General features: G+C 68.6%; 14 protein-coding genes. 2 read left to right on the forward strand and 12 right to left on the reverse strand.

The annotated features are described in order from the left end of the window. Nucleotides 1-42: 42 nt before the first annotated feature. The 7 genes from GAA2_RS10265 to GAA2_RS10295 form a co-directional block, all read right to left on the reverse strand. Complete coding sequence (locus GAA2_RS10265; RefSeq protein WP_024497456.1) at nt 43-528, reverse strand: PPOX class F420-dependent oxidoreductase; 486 nt, start codon at nt 526-528, stop codon at nt 43-45. A gap of 22 nt (nt 529-550) precedes the next feature. Then, on the reverse strand, nt 551-1,726 hold the full coding sequence (locus GAA2_RS10270; protein ID WP_024497457.1) for a serine hydrolase domain-containing protein: 1,176 nt from the start codon (nt 1,724-1,726) through the stop codon (nt 551-553). Between the two features lie 81 nt (nt 1,727-1,807). Beyond that, nucleotides 1,808-3,112, reverse strand: a complete 1,305-nt coding sequence (locus tag GAA2_RS10275; protein WP_024497458.1) for a polysaccharide pyruvyl transferase family protein — start codon at nt 3,110-3,112, stop codon at nt 1,808-1,810. Between the two features lie 63 nt (nt 3,113-3,175). Beyond that, nucleotides 3,176-4,807, reverse strand: a complete 1,632-nt coding sequence (locus GAA2_RS10280) for an FAD-dependent monooxygenase (RefSeq protein ID WP_024497459.1) — start codon at nt 4,805-4,807, stop codon at nt 3,176-3,178. A gap of 151 nt (nt 4,808-4,958) precedes the next feature. Further along, entirely contained in the window at nt 4,959-5,354 is a 396-nt protein-coding gene (locus GAA2_RS10285; protein WP_024497460.1) for a hypothetical protein, read from the reverse strand. A gap of 61 nt (nt 5,355-5,415) precedes the next feature. Further along, the gene (locus tag GAA2_RS10290) at nt 5,416-6,843 is read right to left on the reverse strand and encodes an FAD-binding oxidoreductase (protein WP_024497461.1); all 1,428 of its coding nucleotides are present in this window, start codon (nt 6,841-6,843) and stop codon (nt 5,416-5,418) included. Nucleotides 6,844-6,966: 123 nt separating this feature from the next. After that, the gene (locus tag GAA2_RS10295) at nt 6,967-10,188 is read right to left on the reverse strand and encodes a BTAD domain-containing putative transcriptional regulator (RefSeq protein ID WP_159405963.1); all 3,222 of its coding nucleotides are present in this window, start codon (nt 10,186-10,188) and stop codon (nt 6,967-6,969) included. A 76-nt stretch (nt 10,189-10,264) separates the two neighbouring features. Here GAA2_RS10295 and GAA2_RS10300 point away from each other — a divergent pair, with 76 nt between their 5' ends. Further along, complete coding sequence (locus tag GAA2_RS10300) at nt 10,265-10,828, forward strand: mismatch-specific DNA-glycosylase (protein WP_024497463.1); 564 nt, start codon at nt 10,265-10,267, stop codon at nt 10,826-10,828. A 63-nt stretch (nt 10,829-10,891) separates the two neighbouring features. On the opposite strand, the gene GAA2_RS10305 is transcribed toward GAA2_RS10300, so the two are convergent. The 4 genes from GAA2_RS10305 to GAA2_RS10320 are packed head-to-tail and all read right to left on the reverse strand — an operon-like array spanning nt 10,892 to nt 13,432. Continuing rightward, nucleotides 10,892-11,188 carry a DUF503 domain-containing protein gene (locus GAA2_RS10305; RefSeq protein WP_024497464.1) on the reverse strand — a complete coding sequence of 99 codons (297 nt, stop codon included), beginning with the start codon at nt 11,186-11,188 and terminating at the stop codon, nt 10,892-10,894. Nucleotides 11,189-11,198: 10 nt separating this feature from the next. Beyond that, nucleotides 11,199-12,029, reverse strand: a complete 831-nt coding sequence (gene ppk2, locus GAA2_RS10310) for a polyphosphate kinase 2 (protein WP_024497465.1) — start codon at nt 12,027-12,029, stop codon at nt 11,199-11,201. A gap of 27 nt (nt 12,030-12,056) precedes the next feature. Continuing rightward, a complete protein-coding gene (locus tag GAA2_RS10315; protein ID WP_024497466.1) occupies nt 12,057-13,040 on the reverse strand; it encodes a malate dehydrogenase in 984 nt (327 codons plus the stop codon). Further along, nucleotides 13,037-13,432 (reverse strand): META domain-containing protein, encoded by a 396-nt coding sequence (locus GAA2_RS10320; RefSeq protein ID WP_024497467.1) that lies wholly within the window; start codon nt 13,430-13,432, stop codon nt 13,037-13,039. The genes GAA2_RS10315 and GAA2_RS10320 overlap by 4 nt, the downstream gene beginning before the upstream one ends. A gap of 149 nt (nt 13,433-13,581) precedes the next feature. On the opposite strand from GAA2_RS10320, the gene GAA2_RS10325 reads away from it, so the two are divergent. Then, complete coding sequence (locus GAA2_RS10325; RefSeq protein ID WP_024497468.1) at nt 13,582-14,817, forward strand: hypothetical protein; 1,236 nt, start codon at nt 13,582-13,584, stop codon at nt 14,815-14,817. A 3-nt stretch (nt 14,818-14,820) separates the two neighbouring features. On the opposite strand, the gene GAA2_RS10330 is transcribed toward GAA2_RS10325, so the two are convergent. Further along, a complete protein-coding gene (locus GAA2_RS10330) occupies nt 14,821-16,359 on the reverse strand; it encodes a hypothetical protein (protein WP_024497469.1) in 1,539 nt (512 codons plus the stop codon). Nucleotides 16,360-16,436 lie beyond the last annotated feature (77 nt).

Consider the following 16,436-nt stretch of genomic DNA (forward strand, 5'->3'; position numbering starts at 1 on the left):
CACGTGTCCTGCGTCGTCGCGCGTGAGTCGTCGAACTCGAGCTCAGCTGTCCTGCGCGTCCAGCTTCGCCGCGACGTCGGCGGGGAAGCCGCCAGAGGCGATCGGGCCCCATCGTGTCGGGGTGATGCGGATCAGCGACTTGCCCTGCATGCGCATCGCGGCACGGTACTCGTCCCAGTCCGGATGTTCGCCAGAGATGCTGCGGAAGTAGTCGACGAGGGCGTCCTCGGCCTCGGGCATGTCCAGGACCTCCGCGTCTCCGTCGACCTGGACCCAGGCGCCGTTGAACTCGTCGGACAGCACGACGACGCTCGCCACCGGGGTGGAGCGGAGGTTCGTCGCCTTCGCGCGACCCGGATAGGTCGAGATCACGATGCGGCCGTCGGCATCGACGCCGCCGGTCACCGGCGACAGCTGCGGGCTGCCGTTCGATCGGACGGTGCTCAGGATCATCTTGTGACGGGGCCGGATGAAGTCCAGCAGTCCGGCACGGTCGACGGCATCGGCTTTCGCAACGGTTCTGGCCATGCCGACGACCTTACGCCGACGTCTACGTCGGCAGTGCGGCGATCAACCCGGCGAGGATCGCCGACACCGGTGGTTCCTGCTTGCCGTCGACGGTGATGTCGTCGTCACTGTTCACCAGGATGATGATGGTCGTGTCGGAATCGTAGTTGTGGAACAGCGACGAGTTGAAGCCCGGGAAATCGCCGTCGTGGCCCCACCAGCCGTCCCGGTCGCCGATACCGATGCCATACCCGGCGGTGGCGGTGTTCGGCGGCGGAGACGTGAGGATCGAGTCGCGACGCAACTGCTGGGTGGACGGGTTGAGCACCGCCCGACCGGTGAAGAGGGCATCGCCCCAGCGCTGCAGATCGTCGAGGGTCGAGATCACCGCGCCCGCGGTGAAGGCGAAGGACGGATTCCAGTCGGTGGAGTCGACGGTCTTTCCGGCCGGCTGACCCTGGCTGGTCACGCCGTCGACGTGGGGATCGGGAATGTCGACGGATCCGCCCGGCCAGGACGAGTCGTCCATGCCCAGCGGGCCGAAGATCCGTTCGTCGAAGACGTCGCGGATCGGTTGCCGCAGGACCCTCTCGATGAGGAGCCCCAGCAGCACGTAGTTGGTGTTCGAGTACTGCCAGCCGTCCCCGGGCGCGAAGGCCGGTGGCAACGTCTTCGAGGCGTCGACGAGTTCGGTTGGCGCCCAGTCATATCCGGGATCGGAGAAGAATCTCTGCGTGAAGGTGTCGGACAGGGTGTACGACGGGATGCCACTGGTCATGTCTGCGACCTGACGAACGGTGGCGTTCCCGTTCGGGGCGTCGGGGATGTACTTGCTGATCGGATCATCGAGCGAGACCCGCGCGTCCTGGACGAGTTGCAGCAGGATCGTCGCGGTCATCGTCTTGGTGAGCGAACCGATACGGGTGTGATCGGACGCGGTGATCGGCCGATCCCGTCCCTTGACAGCCGTGCCGGCCGTTCCCGTCCAGATACCCGACGGTGAGATGACGCGAGCGATGACGCCGGGGAAGCCGCCGGCGGACTGGAGGTCGTCGAGCACCTTCTGGAACGCGGCGCTGCTCTCGGCCGACACAGATGAGGGGGTGCCCGACCCGTCGGAAGCCGTCTGGGACGGCGAGCAGGCGGCGAGGCCGAGCACCGCTATCACGCCGAACACCAGGACTCGTAGGACAGCGGGGCGCACGGGCCGACGGATCATCCCGTGATGATCGCTCGCCGACGACTGGAACAGCCAGTCCATCTCGGTATCTGGCGCAGAATTCGCGCTGTCCGGTTTACCTCAGACCCGATGCGCGAAGAGAGCCGCCACCGGATAGATGTCGAGTGCGGTGGCGACCTTGGCCTCGATGGCCCGTTGCCGCTGCATCGTCCCGAAACCGCCGGCGGTGGGCCGGTCGGGGATCGTGTCTCCCGAATCGACGACACTCCAGGACGATCCGGCCTCGACGAGGGAACGGTGCTTGATCGAGTAGTAGACCCGCATCGGCACGACCGCGACGCCCGGGTCCCCGGCGGCAGCCGCCATCAGGTGGGGGTGGAATCGCGTGCTGATCCAGGTGTTGCCCTGCCCTGCGGGCAGCCCCTCGAGCCAGACGTCACGAAAACTGAGGATGCGTGCGCCGTCGAGTCGGGACCCGAGACGGAACGGGACCTCGTAGTCGTGTCCCGGGATTCCCTCGACGACGGTGACCCCCGTTCCCGGTACCTCCCAGGCGTCGAGGGTGTCGTGCACGAACCCGGCGAGCGCCTCCGCGCCGGTTCCGTGTGAGCCGGTGAACTTCTCGGTGAGGTCCGATTGCAGGCACAGCACCACACCGTGACCGTGACCCGGTGCGTCGGCGGCCGTCTCGTCGCGGTAGATCGCCGGTTGCGGACGGTTGAGTGCGAGCCAGGCGTCGTCCCCGGAGTTCCGCACGCCCACGACCCCATCGAGCGCCTGCGCCGACGGCGTGTCACGCACATCGACGATGTCGAAGGTGCCCAGCGCCGTGGCCAGGGCGGTCCACGCAGGTTCGGCGACGGTGGGCACCAGTCCCTGCCCGGTGGCCACGGCCCTCGCTCCCGATCTGCCCGATACCGCGGCGGCCCCCACGAACAGCGAAACATGATGCGGCCACACGGTGTTCACGTATCCGCCGCCGAGCAGGTGGATGGTGGTCGCCGTGTGGAGGAGGTCGATACCGGCGCTCAGCCGCGGTGCCAGGCCGGAGTCGAGGACAGCCCGGCCGACCCACGCCCACGGGGCGTCGGGTTCGATGCCGGCGGCGTGGTTCGTGAGTTGCCAGAGCGTGTCGACGACGCGCAGGTTCGGGTGCGCGTCGCCCATCAAGGCGGTCGCCGGCCCGGGGTTGTGGCAGTCCAGGATCACCGTCGCGTGGGGACGGATGCGCGTGAGGTGGCGCAGCCAGGTGCGCGCGATGAGTTCGTCGCCGTAGTTGGGGTATCCGGTCGGTGCGATCAGGTAGATGACCTCGCCGGAGCCCAGGGCGCGTCCGACGTAGGACTCAGCGGCTCGGCGTCGTGTCGATGCCCCCACGCGGCTCGCCAGCCCGCGAAGTCGCGGCACCTGCCCCCATTCCCTCATGGTGAGAGATTACGGCGGCGGGGCGGCGGCGCGACTCGGCGCTTCGCGAGAGGCGATCCCGGTTCACGCGAATGTGGCGCGGAGGTACGCGAGGACCGCGGCGGTGTCGTCGAGCGGGCCGCGGTAACCGAGATAGCCATCCGGGCGGATGACGAAGGCCGTCGAACCGTCCGGCCGATATCCGGCGGCGAAGAGGCCTTCGGTGTCGCGGAGCAAGGGCAGGTCGGTGCTGCCGACCTGCGCGGTCGGTGCCGCCACCACGTGTACGGTCATGTGCCCGCGTGCCGCCGCGGTGATCTCCGCGGCCAGGCCTTCGAGCACGGCGACGTCCTCGGCACCCGAGGTCGCGTCGGCGTACAACACGAGCGAGTGGTCGACGCCGCCCAGCAAGGAGAACAGCCGGAGCGGGTGATTCACCGATTCGCGACCGAGTCCTGCGGCGTCCGGAGCCCGTTCCCCTGCCCGCGGTGCCGACGGCGTGCTGGGGACCGTCGAACCCGCGGTGATCGGGCTGTCGGCGTAGGAGATCAGCAACTGGGCTTCGCGGCGCGTCACGAAGTCGACGTCGGTGGAATCGGTGCCGATGCCCTCCCGAGCGTCGCGGACGGTACGGCCGACGACCTCCTCACCGACCGGTCGTCGTTCCAGGTCATAGCTGTCGAGCAGGCCGGGTGCCGCGACGCCATCGACGGCCAGCGCCAGCTTCCACGCGAGGTTGTGGGCGTCCTGCACACCGGTGTTCATTCCCTGAGCGCCGGTGGGCGGATGGATGTGCGCGGCATCGCCGGCCACGAACACCCTTCCGCGACCGTAGGAATCGACGATCCGATGGCTGATGCGGAACACCGACGACCAGCGCATGTCCGACACGGTGGCGGGTTCGGGCGACAACCGGTCGACGACGGCCTGGATGTGGGACAGCTCGGGCGTGCGGGTGCCCTCGAAACCATGCGCGACACCGTCCCCGCCGGAGGTCTCGCCGATCGCGAGTTCGTCGGGCACGAGCATCGACATGCGATACCGTCCGCGGCCCGGTAGCGGGATGCACACCAGCAGGTCGTCGGTTGTGCCGTCGTCGGCCTGATGCATCGCGCGGATCGCGTAACCACGGGGCATCGACCAGTCCACGGCCACGTCGCCCAGCATGTACTGCTCGGCAAATGCACCGCCCTCGAAGCTCAGACCGAGACCCTTGCGAACCGTGCTGTGCGCGCCGTCGGCGCCGATCAGATATGACGCGCGGACCTGGGTCTCGCCACCGTCCGCCTCGGCCAGCGTGACGGTGACGCCGTCGACGTCCTGCTCGAACGCCGACACCCGCACGCCGCGTTCGATCTCGGCATCGAGGTCGGTGAGCCGGTCTCGCAGGACGCGCTCGGTGGCATATTGCGGCAGCAGGTGGAAGCGAAAGGGAACATCGTCCGGCGTGGACAGGTCGATCCGTGACACCTCAGAACCATTGACGAACACCAACTGCCCGCGCATCTCCATACCCGCGTCCAGGATCGGCTCGAGCACCCCGATGCCCTCGAACACCTCGAGGGTCCGTGGCTGAATCCCAACGGCCTTCGCGTAGTGGGGAGGGTCGAGAAGGGGGTCGACGATCCGGACCCGGACCCCTCGCCGGCGGAGTTCGATGGCAGCGGTCAGACCGATCGGGCCCGCGCCCGCGACCAGTACGTCTACGTCATTCACACCGAACCCCTTTCGTCGGTCGGCGAGTGCCGACACTCGCAGGCATTATTCGCCGTGCGGCCGAACTCGGGCGTGGGACTGGGAAAACGCGGCACACCTTCGATTCTCGGCACTGCATTGTCGGATGTCCGGCACCGCGGGCCGACCGGGATCAGCGCGGGATCGACGACGGTCCGAGGGTCTCGGCCCCCAGCGCGGTGACCCGCGCGCGGAGTTCGCGGTCGGCGGTGACGACCACTCGACGACGGTCGGGGTGCCGGCCCACGACGTCGACGATCATGTCGTCGCCGACCGCCGGCGCCTCCACCACCGTGACCCCGGGGACCGATGCGATCCCCCGAGCCCTGCCCTCGACGACGAGCATGATCGCGAGCGGACCGGTCAACGCCTCGATACCCGGGGCAGCGAGTTCAGCGAGACGATCCCGCAACCGCTCCGCCGCACCCCGACGGTCTCGCCACCATCCGTCCGGCACCGATCCGACGACATTCGCACCGTCCACGACGAGCAGCGGGATGTCGAGGTGCGACGGCGTCGGGTCGGTCATGACCCCATCAGTCCACGGATCGGCGTGGTTGCGCAACCCCCGTCGGCCGACTGCCCGGGTGTCAGACGATGTCGCCGTGGCAGAACCTGTCGTGCGGGTCGAGCGTCGCCTTGATCTCCAGGAGCCGACGACGGTGCTCGACGCTGTAGGACTCCGCGGCGCGGCCGGCGCGTTCGGCTCCCGACGTGAAGTTCAGGTACGTCGCACCCGTGACATAGGGCGCGAGCTCGGTGCGGGTGACGCGCAGCGTCGATTCGACGGCCAGCGCCACATGGGGATCGGGGACGATCGAGATGAGTTCGAGGAGGAACCGTCCGGAGCGTGCCCGATCGTTCGCCGCCCGGGCGGCTCCGCGCGCGATTGCGCCGCCGGCGTGGCGGATCTCGGCGGAGACGATGAGCGGTGCCGAACCCGGTGCCGGCCGGCTGCGTCCGGCGATGACGTCGATCGCCTCGTCCTGCAGGTCGTCGAACCATTCGGTGGTGACCATGACCGGCATCGGTTCGGTGGGGTCCATGCTGATCGCGTCCGCTGCCGCGAACGGCATCTCGTCCCACAGGTCGACGAGGGGTGTCCGCCAGTCCCGCCACTCGTCGACGATCGCGCGGCCGGCGGCGGTGTCACCGGACCAGCAGCCACGCAACACCGCAAAACTGCCGCCGCGCAACGGTTCCGGAACGTCGTCGGTGGGGGGGAGATTCAGGATGGTGACCGCCGAGGTCAGTTCCTCGCGCTGGGCCGGTGCCCAGTCCCGGAACCGGCGCATGATCTCCTCGGCCTCGGCGACCGGGTAGAACAGGTTGCCCGCGTACACGGTCGCGACGTCGGCGAGGGCGATCTCCATCGAGGTGACGACGCCGAGGCTGCCGGCTCCACCGCCCTTCAGCGCCCAGAAGATGTGCGGGAAACTCGCGTCGCTGACGCGGATCGGGGTGCCGTCGGGGGTCACGAGATCGAAGGCGCGCACTGCGTCCGACCCCAGACCGAAGCGGCGTCCGAGCCAGCCGAAACCGCCGCCGAGGGTGTAGCCGACCGCGCCGACGATGCTCGCCGAACCCATCAGGGGTGCGAGTCCGTACGGGACCGCGGCGTCGAGGACCATCTTCCAGGTGGCGCCGGCGGCGACCCGGGCGGTCCGCGCGATGGGGTCGACGGCCACCGACGTGAGGCGGGACGTGTTGATGAGGAGACCGCCGTCGGCCGGTACGCCGGTCCCGTGACCGGTTGCCTGGACCGTGACCCGCAGATCTTCCTCGGCGGCGAACCGCACGGCTTCGACCACGTCGAAGTGGTTGGCCGGGATCGCGATCACCGATGGTCGGTGGATGACGAGCCGGTTGAAGCCGGCGCGGGCCTCGCGGAAACCCGCATCTCCGGGGCCGAGTACCTCGCCGGCGATCCGGTGGCGCAACTGTGCGAGCACCGAGGTGCGGGTGCGGACGATCAACCGTTCGGGTCGGCCGGTCGGTGAGGTGGGTGTCGGGGTCATTCGGTGAGTCCTCGGGTGTGGCCGGCTCGGCCGGCGCGGGCGTTCTCTGGTCTCCGGTCGGCCCGGATTCGCAGACCAGATTTCCCGACGGGGCTTGGAGGCGACTTGAGGCGGACTTGGGCCTCACGCCGACGAGGACACGCCCCACTCTGCGGCGAGCGCGTCGATCCGCCCGACCAGGGCTTGTGCCTCTTGGACCATCGCGACGTCCCGAGCGCGTCCGAGCGTCGCGCCGAACACCGATGCCGGCCGCCCGTTGGCGTACTCGTAGCGGGCGCGGACGAGAAGACGGTGCGCGTCCCCGTAGCGCTCGCCGGTCCGCTCGGCGAAGTCGTCTGCCTGGTCCAGGAGGGCGGCCGCGTCGGTCAGCTTGCCCGCGGTGACCAGTACCTCGGCGTGCAATCCGAGCCAGAATCCCTCACCGGTGCGCGGAGGGTCCGCACTGCCGGGTTCGCCGGTTGCGGGTCCGCCGGTGTCCAGCTGATCGATTCGGACCAGGGCGTCGTCGAGATCACCGGTCATCGCGCGCGCCCACCAGTACATGCGTTCGCCGCCGCGACGCAGATATGCGAGCGGACCCGGACCCTCGGAGTCGATGATCTGTCCGGCGTCGAGCGCCCACTCCGCGTCACCGATCATCGCCGCCGCGCCGACCGCGAAGATCGCCGTACCCAACCGCGATCTGGGATCCGGGCGGGCATCGGACATGGTCGCGAACAGGCCGCGGCCGGTATCACCGCCGACGTGGATCGTCGCCGCCCAGATCCGGAAGCCGCGTGCCATCGTCAGTTGGTCGTCGCGGAGCCCGTCGACGTCATCGAGGGGACCGTAGGTGTCCAGGATGCGATGAGCCGCACCGAAATTGCCGCGCGTGAACTCGTCGATCCCGGCCACCTGCATGCCGAGGTGAACGACCACGGCGTCGTCCGACCGTTCGGCACGCGCACGTAGGTCGTTCGCGAGCCGGTGCCCCGTGCGTACGTCGGCGACCTGGATGTGCGCGGCGCAACGTGCGTAGTCGAGGGCGGCCAGCAGTCGCCGGTCGTCGAGTGCGGTCGCCAGTGTGCGGGCGCGTTCCTGGAGGTCGGGGTCGGCGGCGAAGTACCCGTGAGTGGAGACCTCACCCGCGAGCTGGGTGGCGATCGCCCGCAGTTCGGCCTGCTGATCCCCGGTGGCCCGCGCCAGCGTCGACGCATCGCCGAAATGGCGTTTCGCGCCGTCGAAATCGTAGGTGCGCAGAGCGATGTCGCCCGCCGTCAGAAGGGCGCTGGTCGTGCGCTCACGGTCGGCGAGGGGACCTGCCGACCACAGGTGGCGAGCGACCCGGGTGACCGCGTGCGGTGACGAATTGCCGGCCAGGGCGTCGGCGATGGCCAGGTGGATGCGTCGGGCGCGCATCGAGGGGATCGCGTCGGCGATCGCCTCACGGATGATGTCGTGGCTGAAACTGAATCCGAACGGATCGTCGGGTCCGAGATCGATGACCCCGGCGGCGGAGGCGGCTTCGAGGGTGTCGAGCGCGTGGTCGACCGGCCGTCCGGCTGCGGTCGCGAGCAACACCAGATCCACCCGGGTGCCGATGAGCGCCGCGATGTCGAGGAGTTCGGTTGTCTCCGTGGACAGTCCGAGCAGCCTTTGACGCACCACGTCGCGCACGCCGGACGGCACGGCGTTACCCGCGATCGACCCCTGGGCGGCGAGGATGCGGGCCAGTTCGCGGACGAAGAAAGCGTTACCGCCGGTGCGCCGCTCGATCGAGCTCACCGTAGCGACCTCCGGCCACTGCTGGGTCTCGCGGCGGATCAGCTCGGAGATGTCGTCTCCGCGGAGTGGACCGACCTGGATACGGCGGTGTTCGGGCAGCCGGGCCAACGTCGCCAGTGTCGAGGCGACGACCGGCCGGTGGGTCGGCGACCGCAGGGAGGCGAAGAACGTGACGCCCGGGGTCCTTCGAGAAGTCATGTGCGCGAAGAGTTCCAGTGAGGCACCGTCTGCCCACTGGAGGTCGTCGAGGACGATGATCAGCTTCGAGGTCTCGGCGACGCCGTCGAGGAGATCGGCGGCCTGATCGTAGAACTGGAAACGTGCTGCGGCGTCGGGCATCTGGCGCGGTGGCGGGATGACGTTGACGCCCTCGGTGACCATACGGCCGAGTGAGCTGTCCAGGAGCCGCTCACGGTCGGCCGGATCGAGCTGGGGGAGGACCGTGCCGAGGATCTGGACCCACGGCCACATCGACGGTGCCGCGGGATCGTCCACGCACCGACCCCACAGCACCCGCAGGTCGGCGGCACCGGCCGCACGACGGCCGGCTTCGTCGATCAGGGCCGTCTTGCCCGCTCCGGGTTCGCCTTCCACCACGACGACCCCACCGTGTCCGGTCATCGAGGCGAGTACGGCGCGGTGCAGCGCGGCCAGTTCGTCGGTGCGCCCGACGAGCGATGGCGCATCGTCCGCGGGGTCGAGGGGATCGGCTTCGGGCGTCCGATTCTCCGCGTCGTCGCTCGCCGGATGCTCGACGACGCCGCTGCCGGCTCGCTCGCTCATGGTGATCGCCGCGCGCGGTGCGGTCGGCGCGTCGAGATGTGGGGCGTGGTCGAGGATGTCGCGTTCCAGTTCGCGGAGTCTCGGTCCGGGGTCGACGCCGATCTCGTCGGCGAGGATGCGGCGCGCATTGGCGATCGCCCCGAGGGCATCGGACTGCCGCCCGAGTCGGTACAGCGCGGTGGCGAGCAGGACCCAGAGGCCTTCGTCGAGCGGCGATCGTTCGACGGCGCTGTCGAGTTCGGTGACCAGGAGCCGATGGTCCCCGGCAGCCATCCGCGCCTCGAAAGACATCTCCCGCGCCGCGCCGAGCATGCGGTCGAGATGATCGGCGGCCTCGTCGCGGAACGCCAGCCCCTCGAATTCCGGGAGAAGGGGACGGTAGGAGTCGAGGACCTCCTGCAGGATCGGGGCCGCGGCGGCGGTGTCGCCGTGCTGCATCAGGGTCCGCGCCGAGGTCAGGTCGGTGGTCAGACGCCGCAGGTCGACCTGTTCAGGCTCCGTCGGGAGGCTGTAGCCGGTGCCGTGGGTGAGCAGCACGGTCGAGGGACTGCGCGGTTTGCGGTCGGGTTCGAGGGCCTTGCGGAGCCCCGAGATGTAAGACTGCAGGGACACTTCGGCACGGTCGGGCGGCGAGTCGCCCCAGATTCCCTCGATCAGCCGATCTGCACGCAGCGGCGCGCCCTCCGCCAGCACGAGCTGCGCGAGTGTGGCACGTTGCTTGCGGGTGCCGAGTTCGACGGGATCGGAACCGATCTGAGCACCGAGCCCGCCCAAGACCGTGTACGAGAGTCCGAGCATCAGCGTGAGTGTAATGGTCTGGACACCTCTGGCGCGGGGTTGTCGGTCTCGAAGGCCGGCCGTTTAGCCTCGGGGGATGGGATTCACCAGGGCCGAACTCCTCGAATACCGGGACCGCACCGTCGAGGACCTGGTCGGTGACGGTTGCCGGTTACTGTTCGTCGGCATCAACCCGGGACTGTGGACCGCCGCCACCGGAGCTCACTTCGCGCGGCCCGGAAATCGCTTCTACCCGGCACTGGCACGCGCCGGGATCGTCGACCGGGTGATCGACGCGTCGCGCGGCATGTCCGAGGCCGACGCCGAACTGCTGACCAGACGGGGGATCGGCATCACCAACGTCGTTGCCCGGGCCACCGCAACCGCCGCAGAACTCACGGTCGACGAGTTGCGGGACGGTGGTCGTCGGCTTCGGGCGCGCGTGCGGGAGATCGGGCCCCGGGTGGTGGCGGTCGCCGGGATCACCGCCTATCGCAGTGCCTTCGGGCGGCGAGACGCGGTGACCGGCCGCCAGGAAGAGACCTGGGACGGGGCGCAGCTCTGGGTGGTTCCGAACCCCAGCGGACTCAATGCGCACGAGACCGTCGACTCGCTGGCCGCTGCGTACCGGGAGGCGGCGGTCGCGGCCGGCGTGGTGTGAGCAGAGCACCCTGGAAAAGGGAGCGCTTTCCGGCTGTGGCTTCCGCCGGGATGTAGTTCGGTCTCAGAGGTCTTCGGAATTGAGAATCCGGCGGCGCATCGACAAGAGTTCGACCTCGGGATGGTTGGCGGCGGATCTCTCGACCGCGTCGAGCACATCGACGACGTGCGTCCGGTCGGCCGCCACCACGCTCGTGCCGATCATCGCGCGCCGATGCATGTCGAGGTGCCCGACCTCGGCCACCGAGACCGCGAACCGTCGGCGTAGTTCGGCGACGATCGGCCGGACGATGGAACGCTTCTGCTTCAGCGAGTGCACATCACCGAGGCGATAGTCGAACTCGGCGAACCCGATCCACATCAGAACCCGATCAATGGTCGGTGCGGATCAGCGTCGCCACGTGGTCGGGCACGTACTTGGACAGGGAACGCGGCGGCCGGTGGTAGTTGCCCGTCTCGACCGGCTTCTTCGGCAACGTCACCTGCGGACGGGGCACCTCGCCGTAGTCGATGCTGTCGAGCAGATGCGCGATCATGTTGAGCCGCGCGTGCTTCTTCACGTCGGATTCGACGACATACCAGGGGCTCAGCGCAGTGTCGGTGTGCACCATCATCTCGTCCTTGGCGCGCGAGTAGTCTTCCCAGCGGTAGACCGACTCGAGATCCATCGGACTCAACTTCCATTGCCGCACGGGATCTTTCATGCGCTGGCGGAACCGCTTGAGCTGTTCGTCGTCGGAGACGGAGAACCAGTACTTGCGCAGGATGATGCCGTCGTCGATCAGCATCTGCTCGAAGATCGGCGTCTGCCGCAGGAACCGTGTGTGTTCCTCGGGCGTGCAGAAACCCATGACCTTCTCGACTCCGGCACGGTTGTACCAGGACCGGTCGAACAGCACGATCTCGCCGGGCGCCGGCAGATGCGCGACATAACGCTGGTAGTACCACTGCCCGCGTTCGCGGTCGGTGGGTGCCGGAAGCGCAGCGACCCGCGCGATGCGAGGACTCAGATACTGGCTGATCCGCTTGATGGTGCCGCCCTTGCCCGCGGCGTCGCGTCCCTCGAAGACCACCACCACGCGAGTGCCGGTCTCACGCACCCATTCCTGGAGTTTGACCAACTCGGTCTGCAGCCGGAACAACTCCGCCTCGTAGACCTCGTCGGCGATCTTCTCAGGTTTCCGCGTGTCCTTCTTGGCCATGGGAAGAGAGTACGGGCTGCTGACCGGTCAAGGGGTCAGAGCGGCATCGCGTTCGGCTTCGAGTTCGACGATCGACGCGTCGATCCGGGCGCGCGAGAACTCGTTGATGTCGAGCCCTTCGACGATCTCCCACTCGCCGGCGACCGATCGCACCGGGAACGAGCAGACGATGCCCTCGGGCACGCCGTACACGCCGGGCGATGGCAGTGCGGTGGACGTCCAGTCGTCGGCAGGGGTCCCCAATACCCAGTCGTGGACGTGGTCGATCGTCGCGTTGGCCGCCGACGCCGCCGACGACGATCCGCGTGCCTCGAGAATCGCGGTGCCGCGGCGGGCCACGGTCGGGATGAACTCGTCGACGAGCCACTCGCGGTCGGCGGCGAGATCGGCGCCGCTTCGCCTGCCGACACGAGCGTGGAAGATGTCGGGGTACTGCGTCGCCGAGTGGTTGCCCCAGATGGTGACCCGGCTGATCTCGCCGACCTCGACCCCGGCCCGGTGGGAGAGTTGGGCGATCGCGCGGTTGTGGTCGAGACGGGTGAGCGCGGTGAATCGCTGCGGCGGCACCTCGGGTGCGTGTGCCGAGGCGACCGCGGCGTTGGTGTTGGCGGGATTGCCCACCACGATCACCCGGATGTCGTCGGCGGCAACCTCGTTGATGGCCGCGCCCTGCACGGCGAAGATGTCGGAGTTCGCCGCGAGCAGATCAGCGCGTTCCATGCCCTTGGACCGTGGACGAGCACCGATGAGCAGCGCGAAACCAGCGCCGTCGAACGCCTTTCGCGGATCGTCGAAGACGTCGACCGACTTCAGCAGACCGAAGGCGCCGTCGTCGAGTTCCATCGCGGTGCCCACGGCGGCGGGAACCGCCTGGGGTAACTCGAGGAGCCGGAGGGCGATGGGCTGGTCGTGACCAAGCATCGCGCCGGCGGCGATGCGGAACACGCTGGCATATCCGATGCTCCCGGCCGCACCGGTCACCGTGACGACCGCCGGTGTGGAGGTGCTCACGAGTACTTTTCCATCAGCAGGACCTGGGTGCCCTCTGCGGTGAGCACGAGCGCGTGGCCCACCGAATACCAGGTGAGGGGTTCCTTCGTGAACGTGTTGATCCAGTCGTCGGCGCCCGAGCGGGGACCGGGGCACGCCATCATCGTCGAGGCGAGCGAGGCGAGGCGCAGGACCGAACCGTCGACCGTCATCTCGCCGACGTGCCGGTTGCATCCGGCGAACAGTGAGATGCGGTTGGCGGCGGGGAAGGTCACCTGCAGCGGCCCTCCGCCCGGGATCTGGGGGCCGGTGACCGCTGTGGACGAGTACGACTTGCCGACAAATGGTGGAGTTGCCGGCGCGGCGACACCCGGGCCGGCGCTGAATGCGCCGATACCTGACACGAACAACACCGCGCTGACCACCGCGACAATGCGTAAGCTGATGCGATGGTCGCGGGCTGGGTGGAGTACGCGTGCCGTCTGACGGCGATACCCGGAGCTCACGATCCTTACGGTAGCCGACCGGATGGGGGATGCGATATGGCCTTCGGGGGTGAGATGTGGTTCCGGTAACGTGCCGGACCGAGTATCTGACGGCCCGCCATCACCGTTCCGCGAGCGCCGCGTGGATCGTGATGATGGTCGCGCTGGTCGGGCTCGTAGGGCTCAACATCGCCGGCGTCGACGGTCTGGTCATCTCGGCAGTGGTCGCCGGACTGCTGGCCTTGTCTCTGTTCGCCGCGGCGTACGGCCGACTGGGCAAGCGGGGGGCGGTGCTGCTGACCGTCGACGACGACACCGTGTACTTCGGCGACGAGGACCGCACGCTGGTGTCCTACCCGCTGACCGCACTACGATCCTTCGCGATCGGTGGTCCGGCGGACGACACCTCGCCGATGGCCGGACAGCGGGCCCAGCACCTCACCGTCTTCGGGCAGAAATACCTCGAACTGACCTTCGCGCGTGAGCAGCCGCGCGTCGGCACGGGGGTGGACGAAGATCTCGACTCCGACTTCTGGAGGGTCGCGATCATCGAGGGCGATCCGGCGGCCGCTGTCGTCATCGATCGACTGAAACAGTATGCGCCACAATGTGTTTCGACCCAGAAGGGTTCGACGCAGAAGAGTTCGACGCAGAAGAGTTCGACGCGACCGAGAGCTGCCGCCGAGCAGCGGGAGAAGGTGTCGGTGGCGTCGGTGTCGCCTGACCACGACGCCTCGTCCGACGACCACTCACCCGTCGATCTGCGCCGCCCCCGTATCGCCGACGCCGGATCGGATGAGGCCGCGCAGCGGTTGTGGGAGGAGGCGACCCGGCGCCACGACGAGATCCTCGGCGTCTACGGCAGCTACGAACTCGACCCGGCGCTGCTGCTGAGGTATCCGGCCGTCACGGATGTGACCGTCGAACAGACCCAGACCTTCCATCTCGCGCTCGACGAGGCCACCGCGCTGCGCACCGACGCCTACCCGGGCAACCGCGGTCGCGCCGACGCCTACCAGCAATCCGTCGCCGCGCTCCGGCGGGCGTGGATCGCGTGCGAGAAGCACGGACGACGCATCGGGGCCGGTTATCTCGAACCCGCCGACCGGGATGCCCTCGACACCGCCCTCAAGCTGTACAAACACGCCGAGGCCAGCAGCACGCCCGCCGAGCAGGCGACCTATTACGGTCGCGTCCGCGACATCGTCACCACGATGTCCGATCGCGGGGTCCTTCATCCGCCGGAGGCTGCGGTCGCCGAATTGCATGCCGTCACGCGGCGCGCACTGGAGGCAGGTACGCCGCAGGTGTGAGCGTCAGTAGTGCGCGGCTTTGATGAGTTCTCCGTCGAGTGTGTACATGCCCTTCGATGCTTCGACCCGGGCCATCTCGATGCGGACCACGTGACCCGGGGCGTCGTCGAGCAGAGGCTCGGACACATCCATGGCGACGGCCCCGCGATCGTATTCGGGAACCGAGCCGCGCTTCATCGCGTCGTCGCGAACGCGGTCGAACAGCTGCGGTGAGATCCCGTCGAAGTCGAAGCCGTCGGGCCGGTGGCGCCCCACCCTGTCCGTGACCTCCGGGAACTTCCCGGGCGCGATCACCACCTGTCCGCTGCGGGTCGGGGTCGTGTACCGGATCAGGACACCGCCGCTGTTCTGGATGCTGCTGGCGCTGATGATCGGGGTGTTGTCGGCGATGCCGCGGATCACGAACTCGTCGAGGACAGGTGCGTCCGGCGCGATGCCGGCGAGCGACAGTGCGTCGCGGGCGATCGTGAAGGCGGTGTCGAAATCCGCAGGGTCGAAGAACTCCGCGACGGTTCCGTCGGTGTGGGCCTCGATCTCGACGTCGCGGACGAAGGCGTCTCCGGGGTCGAAGGTGCCGGTGATGACCACCGGCTCGTTCGGCGCGGGTCGTTGGATCTGCACCCGGTCGAGTTCTGTCTCGGCCACCGCGGGGGAGACCTCCGCCGACATCGAGTGGGTGATGTCACCGAGCGAGCCGGGATTGATGGTCGCGGCGTCGAAGGTCTTGTCCGCCCGGTCCATGTTGGGCACCGCCGACGCGTTGGAACCGCCGTCCCAGACGTTGATGCTCGTCGCGCGGCCGTTCGTGGGATCGAACACGATCGCCTGGTCGGAGGACGAGTCGAGGTTGTAGTTCAGGCGCAACACGTTTCGGGTGGCATCGGGCCCCAGCCGGTCGACGATCTCGTCCAGGAGCCGCTGGTGGCGCTCGGCGAGTGCGGCCTCGTTCTCGTCCGCATCTCCGTCCACGGCCGAACCGAACGACGGGAACGAGGGGCCGGAGATCTTCCAGCTCCCGGCGACGCCGAACAGCAGGGCGAGAGCGACCAGCAGTGTCACCGCGGGGTAGATGACCGCCCACCGGCCGGGATGGTCGTCGAACTCCGGGGTGTCGGTCTGGTCGCGGGGCGGCAGTTGATCGGGTGCGAGTGTCGTGAACGGGCTCGATACCAGCGCCTGGAAGTGGCCCTTGCCCATGGAGGTGATCCACCGCGCCTCGTAGGAGGTGTCATTCGGCGGGCTGACGGTGGCGGTGACCATCGTGGGCTGCAGGTCGTCGGCGCCGAGACTGCTGCGGGTCAGTGCCTCGACCTCGATCTGCGGGGCGTCCCGGGTGACACCGCGCCGGAACTCCGTCAGTTCGGACACCCGCGACGCGCGCGGACCGATCGCGATACCCAGGAAGACCAGCGGAACGCCGATGGACAGAGCGACCCACCAGGCGTTGAACGCGCCGAGACCGACGCCGGTCGCCAGCACCAGCCCGGCCAGAACGGCCCGGACCAGACGCAGGCGTGTCCTGTTCGGGAAGGTCACGCTCATCGGCCGTCCTAGGGTCGGGGAAGCAGAGGGCGAAATGCGGGCGGGGCAGAACAGGTGGACCGATCATAATGTCGGCG

The organism is Gordonia ajococcus, assembly GCF_012974285.1.
Taxonomy (GTDB): Bacteria; Actinomycetota; Actinomycetes; order Mycobacteriales; family Mycobacteriaceae; genus Gordonia; species Gordonia amicalis.

What these genes read in the sequence shown, in the direction of transcription:
- GAA2_RS10300 (WP_024497463.1), top strand. Translation starts at nt 10,265, where the DNA reads ATGGGATTCACCAGGGCCGAACTCCTCGAATACCGGGACCGCACCGTC.
- GAA2_RS10290 (WP_024497461.1), bottom strand. Translation starts at nt 6,843, where the DNA reads ATGACCCCGACACCCACCTCACCGACCGGCCGACCCGAACGGTTGATC.
- ppk2 (WP_024497465.1), bottom strand. Translation starts at nt 12,029, where the DNA reads ATGGCCAAGAAGGACACGCGGAAACCTGAGAAGATCGCCGACGAGGTC.
- GAA2_RS10295 (WP_159405963.1), bottom strand. Translation starts at nt 10,188, where the DNA reads ATGCTCGGACTCTCGTACACGGTCTTGGGCGGGCTCGGTGCTCAGATC.
- GAA2_RS10275 (WP_024497458.1), bottom strand. Translation starts at nt 3,112, where the DNA reads ATGAGGGAATGGGGGCAGGTGCCGCGACTTCGCGGGCTGGCGAGCCGC.
- GAA2_RS10265 (WP_024497456.1), bottom strand. Translation starts at nt 528, where the DNA reads ATGGCCAGAACCGTTGCGAAAGCCGATGCCGTCGACCGTGCCGGACTG.
- GAA2_RS10305 (WP_024497464.1), bottom strand. Translation starts at nt 11,188, where the DNA reads ATGTGGATCGGGTTCGCCGAGTTCGACTATCGCCTCGGTGATGTGCAC.
- GAA2_RS10330 (WP_024497469.1), bottom strand. Translation starts at nt 16,359, where the DNA reads ATGAGCGTGACCTTCCCGAACAGGACACGCCTGCGTCTGGTCCGGGCC.
- GAA2_RS10270 (WP_024497457.1), bottom strand. Translation starts at nt 1,726, where the DNA reads ATGATCCGTCGGCCCGTGCGCCCCGCTGTCCTACGAGTCCTGGTGTTC.
- GAA2_RS10285 (WP_024497460.1), bottom strand. Translation starts at nt 5,354, where the DNA reads ATGACCGACCCGACGCCGTCGCACCTCGACATCCCGCTGCTCGTCGTG.